This window comes from uncultured Zoogloea sp., assembly GCF_937894855.1.
GTDB classification, from domain to species: domain Bacteria; phylum Pseudomonadota; class Gammaproteobacteria; order Burkholderiales; family Rhodocyclaceae; genus Zoogloea; species Zoogloea oryzae.
This window is the reverse complement of the sequence record NZ_CALAYQ010000036.1, coordinates 76,155-94,142: the sequence shown is the minus strand read 5'-3', so window position 1 is coordinate 94,142 and position 17,988 is coordinate 76,155. Positions and strand designations below refer to the sequence as shown.

Annotated in this window: 14 protein-coding genes; 10 read left to right on the top strand and 4 right to left on the bottom strand. The window is 66.2% G+C overall.

The genetic code is table 11. The annotated features are described in order from the left end of the window. Positions 1–253 precede the first annotated feature (253 nt). The 6 genes from Q0672_RS04390 (at position 254) to Q0672_RS04365 (ending at position 11,059) form a co-directional block, all read left to right on the top strand. Entirely contained in the window at positions 254–1,069 is an 816-nt protein-coding gene (locus Q0672_RS04390) for a (Fe-S)-binding protein (protein WP_298620155.1), read from the top strand. Then, entirely contained in the window at positions 1,066–1,740 is a 675-nt protein-coding gene (locus tag Q0672_RS04385) for a lactate utilization protein (RefSeq protein WP_153160199.1), read from the top strand. The genes Q0672_RS04390 and Q0672_RS04385 overlap by 4 nt, the downstream gene beginning before the upstream one ends. A 71-nt stretch (positions 1,741–1,811) precedes the next feature. Continuing rightward, positions 1,812–3,191 (top strand): LutB/LldF family L-lactate oxidation iron-sulfur protein, encoded by a 1,380-nt coding sequence (locus Q0672_RS04380; RefSeq protein WP_298620188.1) that lies wholly within the window; start codon positions 1,812–1,814, stop codon positions 3,189–3,191. An 86-nt stretch (positions 3,192–3,277) separates the two neighbouring features. Further along, the gene (locus Q0672_RS04375) at positions 3,278–6,055 is read left to right on the top strand and encodes an FAD-binding and (Fe-S)-binding domain-containing protein (protein WP_298620151.1); all 2,778 of its coding nucleotides are present in this window, start codon (positions 3,278–3,280) and stop codon (positions 6,053–6,055) included. Between the two features lie 72 nt (positions 6,056–6,127). Beyond that, positions 6,128–7,774: an L-lactate permease gene (gene lldP, locus Q0672_RS04370; protein WP_298620148.1), complete on the top strand. Its 1,647-nt coding sequence runs from the start codon at positions 6,128–6,130 to the stop codon at positions 7,772–7,774. 318 nt (positions 7,775–8,092) lie between these two features. Continuing rightward, positions 8,093–11,059, top strand: coding sequence for a bacteriohemerythrin (locus Q0672_RS04365; RefSeq protein WP_298620145.1), 2,967 nt, complete (start codon positions 8,093–8,095; stop codon positions 11,057–11,059). A gap of 38 nt (positions 11,060–11,097) precedes the next feature. Here the strand turns inward: Q0672_RS04365 and Q0672_RS04360 are convergent, their stop codons facing one another. Then, a complete protein-coding gene (locus tag Q0672_RS04360; protein WP_298620142.1) occupies positions 11,098–12,114 on the bottom strand; it encodes a sensor domain-containing diguanylate cyclase in 1,017 nt (338 codons plus the stop codon). 305 nt (positions 12,115–12,419) lie between these two features. Here Q0672_RS04360 and Q0672_RS04355 point away from each other — a divergent pair, with 305 nt between their 5' ends. Then, positions 12,420–13,202, top strand: a complete 783-nt coding sequence (locus Q0672_RS04355) for an SGNH/GDSL hydrolase family protein (protein WP_298620140.1) — start codon at positions 12,420–12,422, stop codon at positions 13,200–13,202. A 124-nt stretch (positions 13,203–13,326) separates the two neighbouring features. Here the strand turns inward: Q0672_RS04355 and Q0672_RS04350 are convergent, their stop codons facing one another. Both Q0672_RS04350 and Q0672_RS04345 read right to left on the bottom strand, forming a co-directional pair. Then, positions 13,327–13,656 carry a YnfA family protein gene (locus Q0672_RS04350; protein WP_298620138.1) on the bottom strand — a complete coding sequence of 110 codons (330 nt, stop codon included), beginning with the start codon at positions 13,654–13,656 and terminating at the stop codon, positions 13,327–13,329. A 110-nt stretch (positions 13,657–13,766) separates the two neighbouring features. Then, on the bottom strand, positions 13,767–14,135 hold the full coding sequence (locus Q0672_RS04345; protein ID WP_298620136.1) for a hypothetical protein: 369 nt from the start codon (positions 14,133–14,135) through the stop codon (positions 13,767–13,769). A 178-nt stretch (positions 14,136–14,313) separates the two neighbouring features. Here Q0672_RS04345 and Q0672_RS04340 point away from each other — a divergent pair, with 178 nt between their 5' ends. The 3 genes from Q0672_RS04340 to Q0672_RS04330 all read left to right on the top strand — a co-directional run bounded on the left by Q0672_RS04340 (position 14,314) and on the right by Q0672_RS04330 (position 16,834). Continuing rightward, positions 14,314–14,580, top strand: coding sequence for a hypothetical protein (locus Q0672_RS04340; protein WP_298620134.1), 267 nt, complete (start codon positions 14,314–14,316; stop codon positions 14,578–14,580). A gap of 228 nt (positions 14,581–14,808) precedes the next feature. Next, positions 14,809–15,498, top strand: coding sequence for a L,D-transpeptidase family protein (locus Q0672_RS04335; protein WP_298620132.1), 690 nt, complete (start codon positions 14,809–14,811; stop codon positions 15,496–15,498). 85 nt (positions 15,499–15,583) lie between these two features. After that, entirely contained in the window at positions 15,584–16,834 is a 1,251-nt protein-coding gene (locus tag Q0672_RS04330; RefSeq protein WP_298620130.1) for a nucleoside recognition domain-containing protein, read from the top strand. Positions 16,835–17,122: 288 nt separating this feature from the next. Here Q0672_RS04330 and Q0672_RS04325 read toward each other — a convergent pair whose 3' ends face one another. After that, entirely contained in the window at positions 17,123–17,968 is an 846-nt protein-coding gene (locus Q0672_RS04325; protein WP_298620128.1) for a putative RNA methyltransferase, read from the bottom strand. Between the last annotated feature and the right edge of the window lie 20 nt (positions 17,969–17,988).

The following is a 17,988-nucleotide window of genomic DNA, read 5'->3' as shown; positions in this document are numbered from 1 at the left end:
AAATACTAACTCCAAGTCTTGACCACGCTCAAGCCTGAAGACCCAAAAACCTAGTCGTTTACCCCTAGATCACCCAAAAATCAGTGGTTTGACTTATGTAGAGGATTGACTTCGACGGGGCGCGCGGGTAGATTTTCCTTCAGCGGTTCAATTGGTCTTACCAATTTACCGACACCATCCAGAATCATCTGGCCAATAGCCGCAGCGACGGAACAGAATTCCGTTTCCAAGCGACAAGGACTGGAGGAGACCCATGAGCAGACCGACCCACGGCGCCGGACACTCCGCGCGCACTTACCCCCCGCGCCCGCAGGCGGTGTATTTCTACGCCACCTGTCTGGTAGATCTCTTCGTGCCCGAGGCGGGCATGGACGCCATCACCCTGCTCGAGCGGGAAGGCATCCGGGTGATCTTCCCCGACAACCAGACCTGCTGCGGCCAGCCGGCCTTCACCAGCGGCTTTCCGGCCGAGGCGCGCGAAGTCGTCGCCGCCCAGCTCGATCTCTTTCCCGAGGACTACCCCATCGTGGTGCCCTCCGGCTCCTGCGCCGGGATGATCCGCTGGCACTGGGAGAAGGTCATCGGCGACGACGCCGACCTCGCCGCCCGCGCCGCCGCCATCTCGGCCCGCACCTTCGAACTCGCCGAGTTCCTGGTGCATGTGCTGGACTTCAAGCGCCCCGACCAGGGCGAGCCGACCACCGTCGCGCTGCACACCTCCTGCTCGGCCCGCCGCGAGATGGGCACCCTGCTGGTGGGTCGCGAGCTGCTGTCGCGCCTGGGCAACGTCAGTCTGGCGATCCACGATCACGAATCCGAATGCTGCGGCTTCGGCGGCAGCTTCTCCCTCAAGCACCCCGACATCTCCACCGCGATGGTCACCGACAAGGTCGCCTCGCTGAAGGCCACCGGCGCCCGCCAGATGGTGACGGCCGACTGTGGCTGCATGCTCAACATCACCAAGCGCGCCGCCCTCGAAGACCAGAACGCCGGCCGCGCCGCGCCGTCGCTGCCGGGCGAGCACCTTGCCACCTTCCTGCTGCGCCGCACTGGAGGAAAGCAATCATGACCGCCCGCGACCGCATCCTCGCCAAGCTGCGCGGCGCCCAGCCGGCCACGCCGAACCCGCTGCCCAGCCTCGACGAACACTACGCGCCCCGCGCCCGCGGCGAATCCGTCGCCGAGCGCGCCGCCCGCTTCAAGGCCGGTATCGAGGCCTTCCACGCCGACGTCCACTTTTCCACCGACGCCGACTGGCCCGCGCTGCTGGCCCGGCTGTGCGTCGAGAAGGCCGTCGGCACCCTGCTCTACGGCGGTGACACCCCCGCCGGCCGCCGCCTGGACGCCGCCACCTTCGCCGGCACTACGCTGCGCCCGTGGGCTGGCCAGGTCGAGGAGATCAAGGCCGATCTGTTCCACCGCGTCGGCGCAGGCTTCACCCAGGCCCGCGGCGCCATCGCCGAAACCGGCAGCCTGATCCTGTGGCCGTCCGACGCCGAGCCGCGCACCCTGTCGCTGGTGCCGCCGGTGCACTTCGCGCTGCTCGACGCCCGCACCATCCAGCCCACCTTCTTTGACGCGATCCGTGCCGAAGGCTGGTCGGCCGGCATGCCCACCAACGCGCTGCTGATCTCCGGCCCGTCCAAGACCGCCGACATCCAGCAGACCCTCGCCTACGGCGCCCACGGCCCGAAGGAACTCATCGTGATCGTCACCCACGCCGAAGGAGAGCCCCAATGAGCGCGCCCAACGCCAGTGCCGACACCGGCAAGCCGATCGCATTCGTCTCCGCCAAGCAGCTTCGGGAGCGGATGCACGATGCGGTGAACGATGCCCACCTGCGCAGCAGCTTCCGCGGCGCGATGGATTTCCTGATGGCCAAGCGCGCCGCCCAGTTCCCCGACGCGGACGAGCTGGATTCCCTGCGCAGCCTCTCCGAGGGCATCCGCCAGTACAGCCTCACCCGCCTGCCGGATCTGCTGGAGCAACTCGAAGCCAACCTCACCCGTAATGGCGTGAAGGTGCACTGGGCCGAGACGCCCGAAGAAGCCAATGCCATCATGCTCGGCATCGCCCAACGCCATCAGGCCAAACTGATCGTCAAGGGCAAGTCGATGGTGAGCGAGGAGATCGAGTTCAACCACGCCATGGAAGCCGCCGGCGTGGGCGCCCTCGAATCCGACATGGGCGAATACATCGTCCAGCTGGCCGGCGAGAAGCCCTCGCACATCATCATGCCGGCGATCCACCAGACCAAGCAGCAGATCGCCAAGCTGTTCGCCGAACACATCCCCGGCGTGGAGTACACCGACAACGTGGACGCGCTGATCCAGATCGGCCGCCGCGTGCTGCGCGAGAAGTTCGAGATCGCCGACATCGGCCTCTCCGGCGTCAATTTCGCGGTAGCCGAAACCGGCACCCTGTGCCTCGTCGAGAACGAAGGCAACGGCCGCATGTGCACCACGGTGCCCAAGGTGCACATCGCCATCACCGGCATCGAGAAGGTGGTCGAGAAGCTGGAGCACGTGGCCCCGCTGTTCTCCATCCTCACCCGCTCGGCCACCGGCCAGGCGGTGTCCACCTACTTCAACATGATCTCCGGCCCGCGCAAGGCCAATGAGAAGGACGGCCCCGAAGAGGTGCACCTCGTGCTCCTCGACAACGGCCGCTCCCAGGCCTATGCCGACGAACAGTTGCGCAAGACGCTGCAGTGCATCCGCTGCGGCGCCTGCATGAACCACTGCCCGGTCTACACCCGGATCGGCGGTCACGCCTATGGCACCACCTACCCCGGTCCCATCGGCAAGATCGTCTCGCCCCACATGATGGGGCTGGAGCAGACCCACCTGCTGCCCACCGCCTCCACCCTGTGCGGCGCCTGCGGCGAAGTCTGCCCGGTGAAGATCCCCATCCCCGAACTGCTCATCCGCCTGCGCGGCGAAGCCCAGTCCGAACCCCACGCCAACCCGGCGATGGTCGGCCAGGGCGCCGGCTACAGCGCACTGACGACCTTCGTCTGGCGGATGTGGGCCCGCGTGTACAGCCGCCCCGGCAGCTACCGGGCCTTCAGCTGGCTGGCGAGCCGCTTCCGCGCCCTTGCGCCGAAGAATCAGGCCGGTTGGACCGCCGCCCGCACGCCCCTGACACCCGCTCCGCGAAGGCTGAGGGACATGGTCCGCGACCGACGATAGCGGCCTGATCCGCCCCGGGGCGACATCCGTCGCCCCACCCCCACCACTGACCGAATCAAACCTCATCCCTGACGGGAGGACCCGCCATGTCCGCTCTCATCGACGCCCTGCGCCAACGGCTGCCCGCCCACCGCGTGATTAGCGACGAACTGCGCCGCCTTGCCTATGGCACCGACGGCAGCTTCTATCGCCTGATCCCCGAGGTTGTGGCGGTGGTGGAAGACGAAGACGAAGTGCGCGACGTGGTGGAGCTGGCCCGCACCCACAGCCGGCCGGTCACCTTCCGCGCCGCCGGCACCAGCCTGTGCGGCCAGGCCGTCACCGATGGGGTGCTGGTGCTGCTGGGCGAAGGCCTCGCCACCTGCCGCATCGCCCCGGACGGCGCCACCGTCAAGGTCGGCCCGGCGATTGTCGGCGCCGAGGTCAATCGCCGCCTCGCCCCGCTGGGCCGCAAGATCGGCCCCGATCCCGCGTCGATCAACGCCGCCAAGATCGGCGGGATCGCCGCCAACAACAGCTCCGGCATGTGCTGCGGCACCGCCCAGAACAGCTACCGCACCCTCGCCTCGATCCGCGTGCTGCTGGCCGACGGCACCGTGCTCGACACTGGCGACGCCGCCAGCCGCGCGGCCTTCCACGCCAGCCACGGCTACCTCCTCGACAGCCTCGCCCGGCTCTCCGACGAGGTGCGCGCCAACCATGCCCTCGCCGAGCGCATCCGCACCAAATACAAGATCAAGAACACCACCGGCTACAGCCTCAACGCCTTGGTGGATTACTCCGACCCGATCGACATCCTGTCGCACCTGATGATCGGCTCGGAAGGCACCCTCGGCTTCATCTCCGAAGTCACCTACCAGACCGTGCCCGAATACGCCCACAAGGCCAGCGCGCTGGTGTTCTTCGCCGACATGGAAACCGCCTGCCGCGCGGTGGTGGGCCTCAAGCAGCAGCCGGTGGATGCGGTCGAGCTGCTCGACCGCGCCTCGCTGCGCGCCGTGGCCGACAAGCCCGGCATGCCGCCGCTTCTCAAGACTTTGGCCGACGGCGCCACCGCGCTGCTGATCGAAACCCGCGCGCCGGACGCCGCCGATCTCCAGCGCCGCATCGACGCGGTGCTCGCCGAGCTCGCCCCCTACCCGCTGATCGAGGCCCCCTCCTTCACCACCAACCCGGCCGAGATCGACCGCCTGTGGAACGTGCGCAAGGGCACCTTCCCGGCCGTGGGCGCGGTGCGCAAGCCCGGCACCACCGTCATCATCGAGGACGTGGCCGTGGCGGTGCCCGATCTCGCCGCCGCCTGCCTGGATCTGCAGGCCCTCTTCGCCAAGCACGGCTACACGGAGGCGATCATCTTCGGTCACGCGCTGGAGGGGAACGTCCACTTCGTGTTCACCCAGGATTTCGGCATCGAGTCCGAAGTCGCCCGCTACGCCGCCTTCATGGACGACGTGTGCGCGATGCTGGTCGAGAAGTACGACGGCTCGCTGAAGGCCGAGCACGGCACCGGCCGAAACATGGCGCCCTTCGTCGAGCTCGAATGGGGCACCCAGGCCTACGGCCTGATGAAGGAGATCAAGGCCCTGTTCGACCCGGAAGGCCTGCTCAACCCCGGCGTGATCATCAACGACGATCCCCAGGCCCACCTCAAGCACCTCAAGCCCATGCCCGCCGCCGGCCAGCTCTACGCGCCGGTGGATCGCTGCATCGAATGCGGCTTCTGCGAGCCCCAGTGCCCGTCCCACGGCCTCACCCTGTCGCCGCGCCAGCGCATCGTCGGCTGGCGTGAACTGTCGCGCCGCCAGGCGGCCGGCGAGGCCCCGGGCCAGCTGGGCGAGGACTACCTCTACATGGGCCTCGACACCTGCGCCACCTGCGGGCTGTGCTCCACCGCCTGCCCGGTGGGCATCGAGACCGGCGCCCTGACCCGCGCCGTGCGCGGCGAGAACCTCTCCGGCGTGGCCCGCCAGCTTGGCAAGCTCGCCGCCGACCACTTCGGCGCCACCCAGGCCCTGGCCCGCACCGCGCTCAAGGCCGGGCATCTGGCCGAAGCCATCATCGGGCCCAAGGCCCTGGGCCGGATCACCGGCGGCAAGTGGAAGGAAGGCATGCCCATGCCGCAGCCCCTCACCCACCGCGCCACCCGCAGCGACGGCGACAAGGTGGTGTACTTCCCCACCTGCGCCGGCCGGATGTTTGGCGCCGACACCCCCGAGCACGCCCTCTCGGCCACCGTCATCCGTGTGCTGGAACGCGCCGGCTACGCCCCGATCATCCCCGAGGGCGTCAATGAGCTGTGCTGCGGCCAGTCCTTCGCCAGCAAGGGCATGGCCGATGACGCCGACCGCAAGTCGGCCGAACTGGAAGCCGCGCTGCGCAAAGCCAGCGACAACGGCAAGTACCCGATCATCCTCGACGCCAGCGCCTGCAGCCTGCGCATGAAGACCTTCCTCGCCGAACGCCTGCCGGTGTTCGACCTGGTGGAGTTTGCCCACGACGCGCTGCTGCCGCGCCTGATGCTCCAGAAGAAGTCCGACCCGGTGCTGATCCACCTCAACTGCTCGGCCCGCCGCATGGGCTTCGAGGGCAAGTTGAAGCAGCTCGCCGCCGCCTGCGCCGTGCAACCCGTGATGCCGCCCGAAGTGAAGTGCTGCGGCTTTGGCGGCGACCGGGGCTTCGTGGTGCCCGAGCTCAACGCCCACGCCCTGCGCAAGCTCGAGGTGCCCGCCGGCTGCTGCGGTGGCTATTCGAGCAACCAGACCTGCGAGATCGGCCTCACCAACGCCACCGGCCTGCCCTACCGCTCCATCGTGCATCTGCTCGACGAATGCAGCGAGGAGGCCGCGCGCCTCGCCACCTGCTGATCCCCGGACACCGCAAGAACCCGTCTCACCCCAATCCGAAACACCCGCATTCACCAAAGGAGGAATTACCGAATGCAAACCTGGATGCAGATTTACGACCCCGCGGGCAACCTATGGTTGTCGTCGCTGGTCGCCGCGCTGCCGATCATCTTCTTCTTCGTGGCCCTCGCGGTGCTGCGGATGAAGGGGCACATCGCCGGCACCATCACCGTCGCCATCGCCCTGGCGGTGGCCATCTTCTTCTACAAGATGCCGGTGGAAATGGCATTGGCGTCGGCCGGCTACGGCTTCCTGTACGGCCTGTGGCCCATCGCGTGGATCATCATCGCGGCGGTGTTCCTCTACAAGATCACCGTCAAGACCGGGCAGTTCGACATCATCCGGGCCTCGGTGGTATCGATCACCGATGACCAGCGCCTGCAGATGCTGCTCGTCGGCTTCTCCTTCGGTGCCTTCCTGGAAGGCGCGGCCGGCTTCGGCGCCCCGGTGGCGATCACCGCCGCCCTGCTGGTGGGCCTGGGCTTCAACCCCCTGTACGCCGCGGGCCTGTGCCTCATCGCCAACACCGCGCCGGTGGCCTTCGGCGCCATGGGCATTCCCATCATCGTGGGCGGTCAGGTGACCGGCATCGACCCGTTCAAGATCGGCCAGATGGCCGGCCGTCAGCTGCCGCTGCTGTCGGTGATCGTCCCGTTCTGGCTCGTCGCCATGATGGACGGCTGGCGTGGCATCAAGGAAACCTGGCCGGCGATCATCGTGGCTGGCCTGAGCTTCGCCGTCACCCAGTTCTTCACCGCCAACTACATCGGACCGGAGCTGCCGGACATCACCTCCGCGCTGGTCAGCCTGATCTGCCTCACCGTGTTCCTGAAGAACTGGAAGCCGAAGCGCATCTTCCGCTTCGACAACAAGGCCACCACCGAGCGCGCCGCCGAGAAGCACTATGAGTTCGGTCAGATCGCCAAGGCCTGGTCGCCCTTCCTGATCCTGACCGTCATGGTCACCATCTGGAGTCTCAAGCCCTTCAAGGCCCTGTTCGCCAAGGACGGCCCGCTGTACTCGCTGGTGTTCCAGTTCCCGGTGCCGATGCTCGACAAGCTGGTCATCAAGATGGAACCCATCGTCGCCAAGGCCACGCCTTACGCCGCGGTGTACAAGCTCGACATCCTCTCCGCCACCGGCACCGCGATCTTCCTGGCCGCGCTGATCACCATGGTCGTGCTCGGCATGCGCACCAGCGAAGCCGCCAAGACCCTGAAGGAAACCGTGATCGAGCTGAAGCGCCCGATCTACTCCATCGGGATGGTGCTGGCCTTCGCCTTCGTGGCCAACTACTCCGGCCTGTCCGCCACCCTGGCCCTGCTGCTGGCTGGCACTGGCGTGCTGTTCCCGTTCTTCTCGCCCTTCCTGGGCTGGCTGGGCGTGTTCCTCACCGGTTCCGACACGTCGTCCAACGCGCTGTTCTGCTCGCTGCAGGCCACCACCGCGCACCAGGTCGGCGTCTCCGACACCCTGCTGGTGGCCGCCAACACCACCGGCGGCGTGACCGGCAAGATGATCTCTCCGCAGTCCATCGCCGTCGCCTGCGCGGCCGTCGGCCTGGTGGGCAAGGAATCGGATCTGTTCCGCTTCACCCTCAAGCACAGCCTGATGTTTGCCGCCATGGTGGGCATCATCACCACACTGCAGGCCTACGTGTTCACCTGGATGATCCCGTAAGCGCAGCACGACAAGTTTCAGGATGGGGATTGCGTTCCCCTGGGAGCCTCGACGGCGGCCGGAGAAATCCGGTCGCCGTTTTTTTTCATCCCGCTACGGCAAGGCGGCGCCCCGCCGGTCGTCGCACCACCCGGCCACTTCGCCGGGCTAAACCTTGCTGGATAGCCCGCCGATACAGCAAGATGCTGAGACTCGCGCCCCGGTGCGGCGGTCCGCAAGAACCGCGATCCGGTTCAGCCCTGGGAGATTTCATGAATCTGATCCGCCCTCCACGCAACGCGGCTGGTTGCTCGCGGCGGGCATCTGCCTGAACCCGACATGCAAGCCATCGATATCTTTCCGTGGAACGATAGTTTCGAGACGGGGCTGACCGACATCGATCAGCAGCACCGTCAACTCGTCGCGCTCCTCAATCTGCTGGCCAGTCAGGTCGCCTACAAAAGCGACGGCGCCCAGCTCAGGCACATCCTCGACGAGCTGATGCGCTACACCGTGTATCACTTCCAGGCCGAAGAGCACATCTGGCACAGCCATGTGGCCGGAACCGAGGAGGAGATCCGTCACCGGCAGGTGCATGCCGGCTTCATCGACACCATCCGCGGCCTCATCGATCAACAGTCGGTCAGGCCCCTCGACGAGCTGGTGCAGGAAACCCTCGCGTTTCTCGCCAGCTGGCTCGCATCGCACATCCTCGAATCCGACAAGCGCATGGCCTTCACCGTCGAAGCGATCCAAGCCGGCCTGCCGCCCGATCAGGCCCGACGTCAGGCCGCCGAGCGGATGAGCGGTGAAACGCAGACGTGGATCAACCTGATCCTGACCATCTACCGCACCCTGGCGACCAACACCGTCAACCTGATGCGCGAGATCGCCCGACACAAGGTGGCCAACGACGCCCTGAGCGCCAGCGAAGTGCGCTATCACGCCACCATCGACGCGGCGCCCGTGCCGATGGCGCTGAACGACGACAGCGGAAACATCACCTACCTCAATGCGGCCTTCACCCACGCCTTCGGCTACACGCACGACGACATCCCGACGCTCCAGGCGTGGTGGAACCACGCCTACCCCGATCCGGACTATTGCCGGCACGTCATCACAGCCTGGACGGAGCGGCTGGAAACGTCGAAACGCGACGGCACGGCGTTCGTGCCCCTGGAGGTCCGGCTGCTGACCAAGGATGGCCGCCAGCGCACCGTGATGGCCTCGGCGTCGTCGCTCAATGCCGTGGCGGACAGCCTCCACCTCGTCACGCTGTACGACATCACCGAACGGGAACAGGCCGAACAGCGGCTGCGCGAATCCCATCTCCTCCTGCAGACCGTCATCAACAACGTGCCGATGCGGGTGTTCTGGAAGGACCGGGACCTGCGCTACCTGGGCTGCAATCCGCCGTTTGCCCGCGACGCCGGCAAGTCATCGCCCGAAGAGCTCCTCGGCAAGGACGACTACCAGATGGGCTGGTCAGCGCAGGCCGGCCTGTACCAGGCCGACGACCGCTCGGTCATGGATTCGGGCCATGCCAAGCTGTCCTACGAAGAACCCCAGACCACCCCGGACGGCGCCACGATCTGGCTGCAGACCGCCAAAGTGCCGCTGCGCAACGTGGCCAACGAGATCATCGGGATCGTCGGGGTCTACGACGACATCACCGAACGCAAGCTCGCGCAGGATTCCCTCCGGCAGAGCCAGGAGCGCCTGCGCCTCGCCCTCAGCGCAGCCCGCCAGGAATGGTTCGATGTCACCGTGGAGACCGGTGAGGTCAATGTCGGCCCGACCTACGCCCAGCTGCTGGGTTACGAGCCAGACGAGTTCGAGACCAATCTGGACAACTGGCTGGCCCACGTCCACCCGGACGACCGGCCCGGCCTGCTGGCGCTGTTCGCCGATGGACACCCCACCGACCAGACCCTCGAAGTGGAATATCGGCGCATGACGAAATCCGGCGACTGGATCTGGTTCCACGCGGTGGGCAAGGTGATCGAGCGCGACGCCCGCGGCTATCCCAACCGGATCGCCGGCATCAACATGGACGTGACCGAACGCAAGCGCGCCGAGGAAGAACTGGCCCGCCATCGCCAGAACCTCGAAAACCTCGTCGAGGAACGCACCCAGCAGCTCATGGAGGCCAAGTCCGCGGCCGAAGCGGCCAACGTCGCCAAGAGCGCCTTCCTGGCCAACATGTCCCACGAGATCCGCACCCCGCTCAACGCGATCACCGGCCTCGCCCACCTCATCCGCAAGGGCGGCCTGGCGCCGGATCAGATCGAACACATGAACAAGCTGGAGGGCGCGGGCGAACACCTCCTGAGCGTGCTCAACGCCATTCTCGACCTCTCCAAGATCGAGGCCGGCAAGTTCTCGCTCGAAGAGCGCGACGTATGGATCGAAGGCCTCGTCGGCAACGTGAGCTCGATCGTCCGGGAGCGCGCCAACGGCAAGGGCCTGACATTCACCACCGAGGTGGACCGTTTTCCCGATGGCCTGCTCGGCGATCCGACCCGCATCCAGCAGGCCCTGCTCAACTACGCGATCAACGCCATCAAATTCACCGACCACGGTCATGTCACCCTGCGCGCGAAGCGGATCGGCGACGACGCCCTCGGCACGCTCGTCCGCTTCGAGGTCGAGGACACCGGGATCGGCGTCGCGCCGGACACCCTCGCCCGCCTCTTTGCCGCGTTCGAGCAGGCCGACTCCACCACCACCCGCCAGTACGGCGGAACAGGCCTCGGCCTCGCCATCACGAAGCGGCTCGCCGCGCTGATGGGCGGCGAGGTGGGCGCATCGAGCACACCCGGCGCAGGCAGCACCTTCTGGTTCACCGCCAGGCTCAAGCAGGGGACGCCCGAAGTCCGGCGTGCCGCCACCGCCTCCCCGCAGGACGCCGAGACGATCCTGAAGCAGCGGTTTGCCGGCACCCGCATCCTCCTTACCGAGGACGAGCCGATCAATCAGGAGATCACCCAGGCGCTGCTCGAAGACGTGGGCCTGTCGGTCGACTTCGCCGACGACGGCCTCGAAGCGATTCAGCGTGTCGAAACCCAGGCTTACGCATTGATCCTCATGGACATGCAGATGCCAAAGATGGATGGCCTCGACGCAACGCGGCGCATTCGTCAGATGCCCGGAAACCAGCGCACCCCCATTCTGGCCATGACCGCCAACGCCTTTGCCGAAGACAAGGCCCGCTGCCTGGAAGCCGGCATGGACGACTTCATCACCAAGCCGGTCGTCCCGGAACGGCTCTACGCCGCGCTGGCAGAGTGGCTCATGAAAACCTGACGTAGGGCGGAGACGACGACGGGCGCATCCCGCCCCTGCTAGGCGCAGCTGGAAAGGCCGCCGGCCCCGTTCTCGCCATGATGCAGCCGCTTGACCCGGTACATCCGGCGGTCGGCGGTCTCGAGCAGATGATCCACATCCAGCCCGTCCGCCGGCAGCGTGGCCATGCCGACGCTCGCGCTCAGGGCGTACGAATGGCCTTCGAACTGCAGTGGCCGCGCGATCTCATCCTCGATCCGGTGCATCAGCATCTCTCCCCCGTCGGGCAGATCGACCGGCGAGAAGATCATCCCGAACTCGTCGCCCCCGAGGCGGGCAACAGTGTCGGATTCCCGCGCACAGGCGGTGAGGCGACGGGCGACCTCCATGATCGCGGCGTCCCCCACCCGATGCCCGTAGGAATCGTTGAGGTGTTTCAGCCCGTCCATGTCGATCATCAGCACGCTGGCCGGGCGCTTGTCCCGCCGGTGCAGCGCCAGCGTATTGCGCAGCCGCTCGATGTAGAACGCCCGGTTGGCCAGCCCCGTCATGGCGTCGTGGGTGGCCTTGTAGAACAGCTCATCGACGTTGTACTTCGCCGCAAAATACATCACCGCGGCCACCACCTCCGACAGCATACGCAGCGCCCGCACGTCGATGTCGCTGAACTTGTCCGACTGCCGCGACATCGCCTTCAGCACGCCGACGGTCTCGCCCTCATGCCGGAGCGGCACCACGATCATCGACCGCAGGCCCACCATGCGGCACGCGTCCCGGTCGACCCGCGGATCGCTCTCCGAATCCCGGCAATGCAGAATCTCGCCGGATTTCACGCACAGGCCGGACAAGCTCTCCCCTGCCTTCAAGCGCAAACCCAACTGGCTGGCAGCGATGCCCGCGCCCGCCCGATAGACCATCTCTTCGCCATCGGCGAGCTCGATGGCGGCACCATCCGCCTCGATCAACCCCAGCGTACGCTCGACCACCAGGGCCATCGTTGCGGTCAGATCCAGCCCAAGCCGGGCAATCTCGGCCTGGATCGCGATGATGTCCAGCAACTGCTGTTTTGAAGGCATGCGCAATCTCTCGACGGCAAGGCTTTTCGTATGAAAACTATACACCTTTAGTCATAGAGGGTACTTGATAAGTCTCTAATGTGTCAGGGATTCACGACAGATCCCGTATCTGCGCCGCAGGCCTCGGCGGCGCGCCCTGAAGGGCGATCGCGTCCGAAAAAACCGGCGCGAAACACATTCCATCTTGCTATCCCGATGGTCTGTTCCTATACCTAATCCAGCGGACAGACCGCCGCAATCCGAACTCCCCACCCGGCGATCGCGCCGCGCCCAGCGTCATCCAACCCCAGCCAAGGAAGACCGCCATGAGCATTTACTGGAATGAAGAAGCCCTCAACCGTGACCACCGGATGCCAAGCATCCTCGCCATTGGCGATTCGTGGTTCTGGTATCCCTTCCCTGGCGGCAGCCTCGCCAGCTATCTCGGTCCCATTGTCGACAGTAAGGGGCACGCGATCCTTGCCAAGGGAAACAACGGCGCGGAAGCCTTCCAGTACGTGGACGGCAAATACCGCAAGGAGATCATCCACACACTCAAGTTCTACGGGTCGGGACTCTCCGCGGTGTTCATCAGTGGTGGTGGCAACGACTTTGCGGGCTTCAACGACATGCGCCCCCTGCTGGGGCTTGACTGCACCAACGCCACCACCGCCGCAGAGTGCTTCATGAAGGACGACGGTGGCCTCGACGACTTTCTTGAGCGGATGGAGCTCTACTACCGCACCCTGATCGGTCGCATCTACACCTACACGTCCCTCGACTGCTTCATCATCCTGCACAACTACGACTACGCGATTCCCAACGGGCGGGGCGTGTTTGGCAAGACCGGATGGCTCAAGCCGGCGCTTGTAGATGCGGGCGTCCCCGTGCATCTGCACCAGGATTGCGTGCATTACCTGATCGATGAATTCCACAAGATGCTCGAACGCGTCTGCGCCATGGACAAGGCGCACCTGCTCATCGTCGACAGCCGCGGCACCCTCGGCCCCGACGACTGGGCCAACGAACTTCACCCCAAGGGCGAGGGCTTCAGGAAGATCGCAGAGGAACGCTGGACGCCCGTACTGCAGGCAGCAAACCTGGCCTGAGAAGACCGGGCGGGATGAACGACAACGGCGACCGGGGGTGATCCGGTCGCCGTTCTTCATCGCGGGGCACGCCGTGGCCCTGCGCTTGCAGCCCCGCCGGGCTTATCGCACCAGCCGGCAGGCCTCAGCGCCCCGGCTGCACCACGATCACCCCCATCCCCACCAGCGCGATCGCCGCGCCCGCGACATCCCAGCGCGTCAGCGCCACGCCATCCACAAAGCGCAACCACAGCAGCGCAACGCCGATGTACATGCCGCCATAGGCGGCGTAGGTGCGGCCGGCGGCGGTGGGGTGGAGGGTGAGCAGCCAGGCGAACAGACCGAGGGAAAGTGCCGCGGGCAGGAGCAGGAATGCGCTCCTGCCCTGCCGCAGCACGAGCCACGGCAGGTAGCAGCCGATGATCTCGGCAAGGGCAGTGATGGCGAAGAGAGCGCTTGCGCGTAGCAGGTCCATGGTGATCTCCGGTTGGTTGCCGGAGGCATTCTGGCATGACGACGTGGGACGCCCCGCCTTGCGCTGGATGCGCGCCGGCCCGGATGAAGGGCCGGGCAGCGCGCGAGCGCTTATTTGCTTGCGTCGGGCTTGCTGCGGCGCACAGGCTTGCGGTCGGATTTCTTCTTGAGGCCCACGGCGACGACTTCGTCGGCATCTTCGCCGTAGATGGCAACCACCTGCTTGCGGGAGCCGACCACGGAACTGTGGAACTTGTGCTGGAAGCGGATGGTGGTATCACGGGCGGCTTCGAGGGCCTTCTCGATGCCGGATTCGACCTCCTGAGCGGCTTTGTATTCCTTGAAATTGGCCTCGACGATTTCGAGGGTGTATTCCTTGTTGGGCGGGTTGTAGCCTTCGATGGTGCGCAGCCCATAGAGTGCGTCTTCATCTTCGAGGAGCACGGTGGTGGAGATGCGTTTGAGTGCAGAGCTGGACATGAGCGTTTCCTGACGAAAGGATGGATCGGATGGATGTGACGCCACGTGTTCAATCATACAGGCCTGCAGTTCAACAATAAATATGCCATTCGATATAGAAGACGCGTGCCAGCCATGGGGCGCGGCGCCTCCCGCGGTGCGCGGCGGGCAGTTGCGTGACGGGCGGCGGGCAGGGGGCATGGCGAAGGATCGCGTCTCGGCGCTGGCGGGGTTTGCCCATCGTCTCCGGCGGACTGCCGATCCGCACTGCCCACCATGGATTGGCACCATATGGCGCGTGAACCCCGGTTGTCGGGGCGAGATTGGCAATCTGCGGCGTGAAAATGCCAATCTGCGCCGTGCGATTGCCAATCTCACCGTGAGATTTGAGTTCTTCGGTCGGCGATTGCCAATTGACGGCCTGCGATTGCCAATCGCGGCTCCCGATTGGCAATCGGTGCCGTGAAATTGGCAATCGCAGCCCGTAAACTGACAATATGTCATGCCGATTCAGATTGTCGGCTGGCGCGATCCCGGTGCGCCGGCCCAAGCGCAATTCGCCAGCACCCCATGGCCTCCGCCGCGCAGCGCACGGCGCTGATCCGGCAGCACACGTCAATCCGCCGGCCCACATTCAGCCTGTGGAACAATCGCGTCCTTTCTTTCGCCTCGCGCTTCCGGCCTTCGATCCGCAATGGTGGCTCCCTACGTGATTCCTCCCGCCTCCACCCAGCTCCTGCTGTGCATCGCCTCCGACTGGGATTCGCCCGCTGGCGAACTGCAGTGCTTCACCCGCAACGCCGACGGCAACTGGCAGCCCGATGGCCAGCCGCTGCCGGTGATGCTGGGGCGCAGCGGCCTGGCGTGGGGGCGCGGGCTACATCCGCTGATGGCCGGCACGGCCAAGCAGGAAGGCGACGGACGGGCGCCGGCGGGGGTGTTTGCGATCACCGCGCTGTTTGGCTACGCGCCCGCCGATGCCCCCCTGCCCCGCGCCGCCCGCCTGCCCTATCACCCGGCCCGGCCGGGGCTCAAGTGCGTGGATGATCCGAAGTCCAGCCACTACAACTGCATCGTGGATGCGGCAGGCGTGCCCGGCGACTGGGCGAGCTGCGAAGACATGCTGCGGGACGACCGGCGCTATGAACTGGGCGCCGTGGTGGCCCACAACATGAACCCGCCAGTGCCGGGGGCGGGTTCGTGCATCTTCCTGCACGTGTGGGAGACGCCGGAGACACCCACCTCGGGGTGCACCGCGATGGCGCTGGCCCCCATGCAGGAGATCGCCCGGTGGCTGGACGCCGCCCGGGCGCCGGTGCTGGTGCAACTGCCCGAATCCGAATACGCCCGCCACCAGCAGGCGTGGGGGCTGCCCCGGCGGTGACACCGGCCGGCCGCGCCGATAGACTCACCGCCTTTCCATCCTTCATCGGCCCCGCCATCCAATGGGCGCGGCCGGCCCTGCCATCGTGCTCAACCGCATCTGGGTTGCCTTCGTTCTGGTCGGATTTCTCGCCACCCTGGTGCAGACCGTGCAGGGCGATCTGCAGCTGTTCTCCCGCGTGCTCACCGGGCTGTTCGACACCGCCAAAACCGGCTTCGACATCGCCATCGGGCTGGTGGGGGTGATGAGCCTGTGGCTGGGGGTGATGAAGATCGGCGAGAAAGGCGGGCTGATCCAGCTCTTCGGGCGGCTGGTGGCGCCCTTCTTCCGGCGGGTGTTTCCGGACATCCCCCCGGGCCACCCGGCCAGCGGCAGCATCGTGATGAACGTCTCCGCCAACATGCTGGGGCTGGATAACGCCGCCACGCCCCTGGGTTTGAAGGCGATGCGCGAGTTGCAGGAGATCAACCCGCACAAGGACACCGCCAGCAACCCGATGATCATGTTCCTGGTGCTCAACACGGCGGGCATCACGCTGATCCCCACCTCGGTGATCGCGATCCGCCAGAGCATGGCGGTACAACAGGGGCTGGTGGGCTTCAACGCGGCAGACATCTTCCTCCCCACCCTGCTGTCCACCTTCATCTCGTTCTGCGCGGGGCTGATTGCGGTGGCCGCGTGGCAGCGCATCAACCTGCTGTCGGGCCCGGTGCTGGCCTTCTTTGCCGGCTTTGCGGCGCTCATGGGCGGGCTCTACGCGTGGCTCGCGCCGATGCCGCCAGAGGCAATGGCGCAGATGATCGGGCTGCTGGGCAGCGGCATCATCGTGTCGATCATCGTGCTCTTCGTGGGCGTGGCGGCGCTGCGGGGCGTGGATGTGTACGAGAGCTTCGTGGAGGGCGCGAAGGAAGGTTTCGGGGTGGCGGTGCAGATCATCCCCTACCTGATCGCGATGCTGGTGGCGATCTCGATCTTTCGCAGCAGCGGCTGCATGGGCTATCTGGTGGACGGCATCCGCAGCGCGGTGATTGCCCTGGGGCTCAACGCCGACTTCGTGCCGGCGCTGCCGGTGGGGCTGATGAAGACCCTATCGGGCAGCGGCGCCCGCGGATTGATGGTGGACGTGATGACCACCTATGGCGTGGATTCCTTCCAGGGCAAGCTCGCGGCGATCATCCAGGGCTCCACCGAGACCACCTTCTACGTGCTGGCGGTTTATTTTGGCAGCGTGAACATCACCAAGACCCGCTACGCCGTGGCCTGCGGGCTGATCGCCGACTTCGTGGGGCTGATCGGGGCGATTCTGGTGGGCTATCTGTTCTATCACGGGGGCTGAGATTCGCGCCGGCGGCGTGAGCTGATACACGCTCGTCGCCCCATCCACCCCACCCTGCCCCCCGGCTGGCACACGGTCTGCTTTTCTCTTGATGAATCACATATCAGGAGAAACATCATGGACAGCGGATTGGCCGAGATCATTGCGATGGCGACAGTCGGCGCCTATTCACCCCTCGCCCTGGCGATGGCATGGCGCGCCATCCGATGCACCAGGACGGGACGGAACTGAGCACCTCACGACTCATTCTTGTGCATCGCACAAGCCGTCGCTCACTGACGCATCGGACTATGGCGCCGTCCGCACGAGCCGGGTGATCCGCACATCCACGGTGATGTCCAGCCGGGTGAGCGCCGCCGCTCGCGCCCGCCCCTCCGCCGTCGCCCGGTAGAGATAGGGCGTCATCACCAGCAGATCTCCGATCAGGCCGGCGCCCTCTAGCGCGGCCGGATAGCGCAGGGTTTCCACGCTCAGCAGCTCGAAACCCGCCGGCGCCACAAAGGCCGCCTTGGCATCCTCTTTAAGGCGCGGGTAGATGATCTCGCGCAGTTCGCGCAGGTGATCCGGCCCCGCATCCACCTGCACGATGCGCCCGCCGGGCCTGAGCACCCGGGCGAATTCCGGATAGACCGGAAAACCGAACATGCACAGCAGCCGGTCAACGCTGGCCGGTAGCACCGGCAGCCGGGCGTTGGTGCCCACCACCCACGCCGGCCGCTTGTCCTGTTTGGCCGCCGCCAGCACCGCCCACTTCGAGATGTCGAGGCCGAGCACCGCCAGTTGCAGCTCGGGCCCGGCCGCGGCGGCCAGCTCGCGCAGGTAATAGCCTTCGCCACAGCCTGCATCCAGACAGTTCACCGACGCCGTTGACGCCTGATCGGCGAGTGCCGCCCGGGCGGTGGCCGCCGCGATGGGCTGGTAGACGCCGCTCTCGAGGTAGCGCCGCCGGGCCGAGACCATTTCCTTGCTGTCGCCCGGATCTTTCGAGCGCTTGTGCTGCACTGGCAGCAGGTTGGCGTAGCCCTGGCTGGCGATGTCGAAGCTGTGGCCGGCGGCGCAGCGCCAGCTGGCGCCCTGGCGCGTGAGCGCGGCGCCGTCGAGGGGGCAGGCAAGTGCCTGGAAGGGCAGGATCATGACCAGGGGGCCCGCCGCGC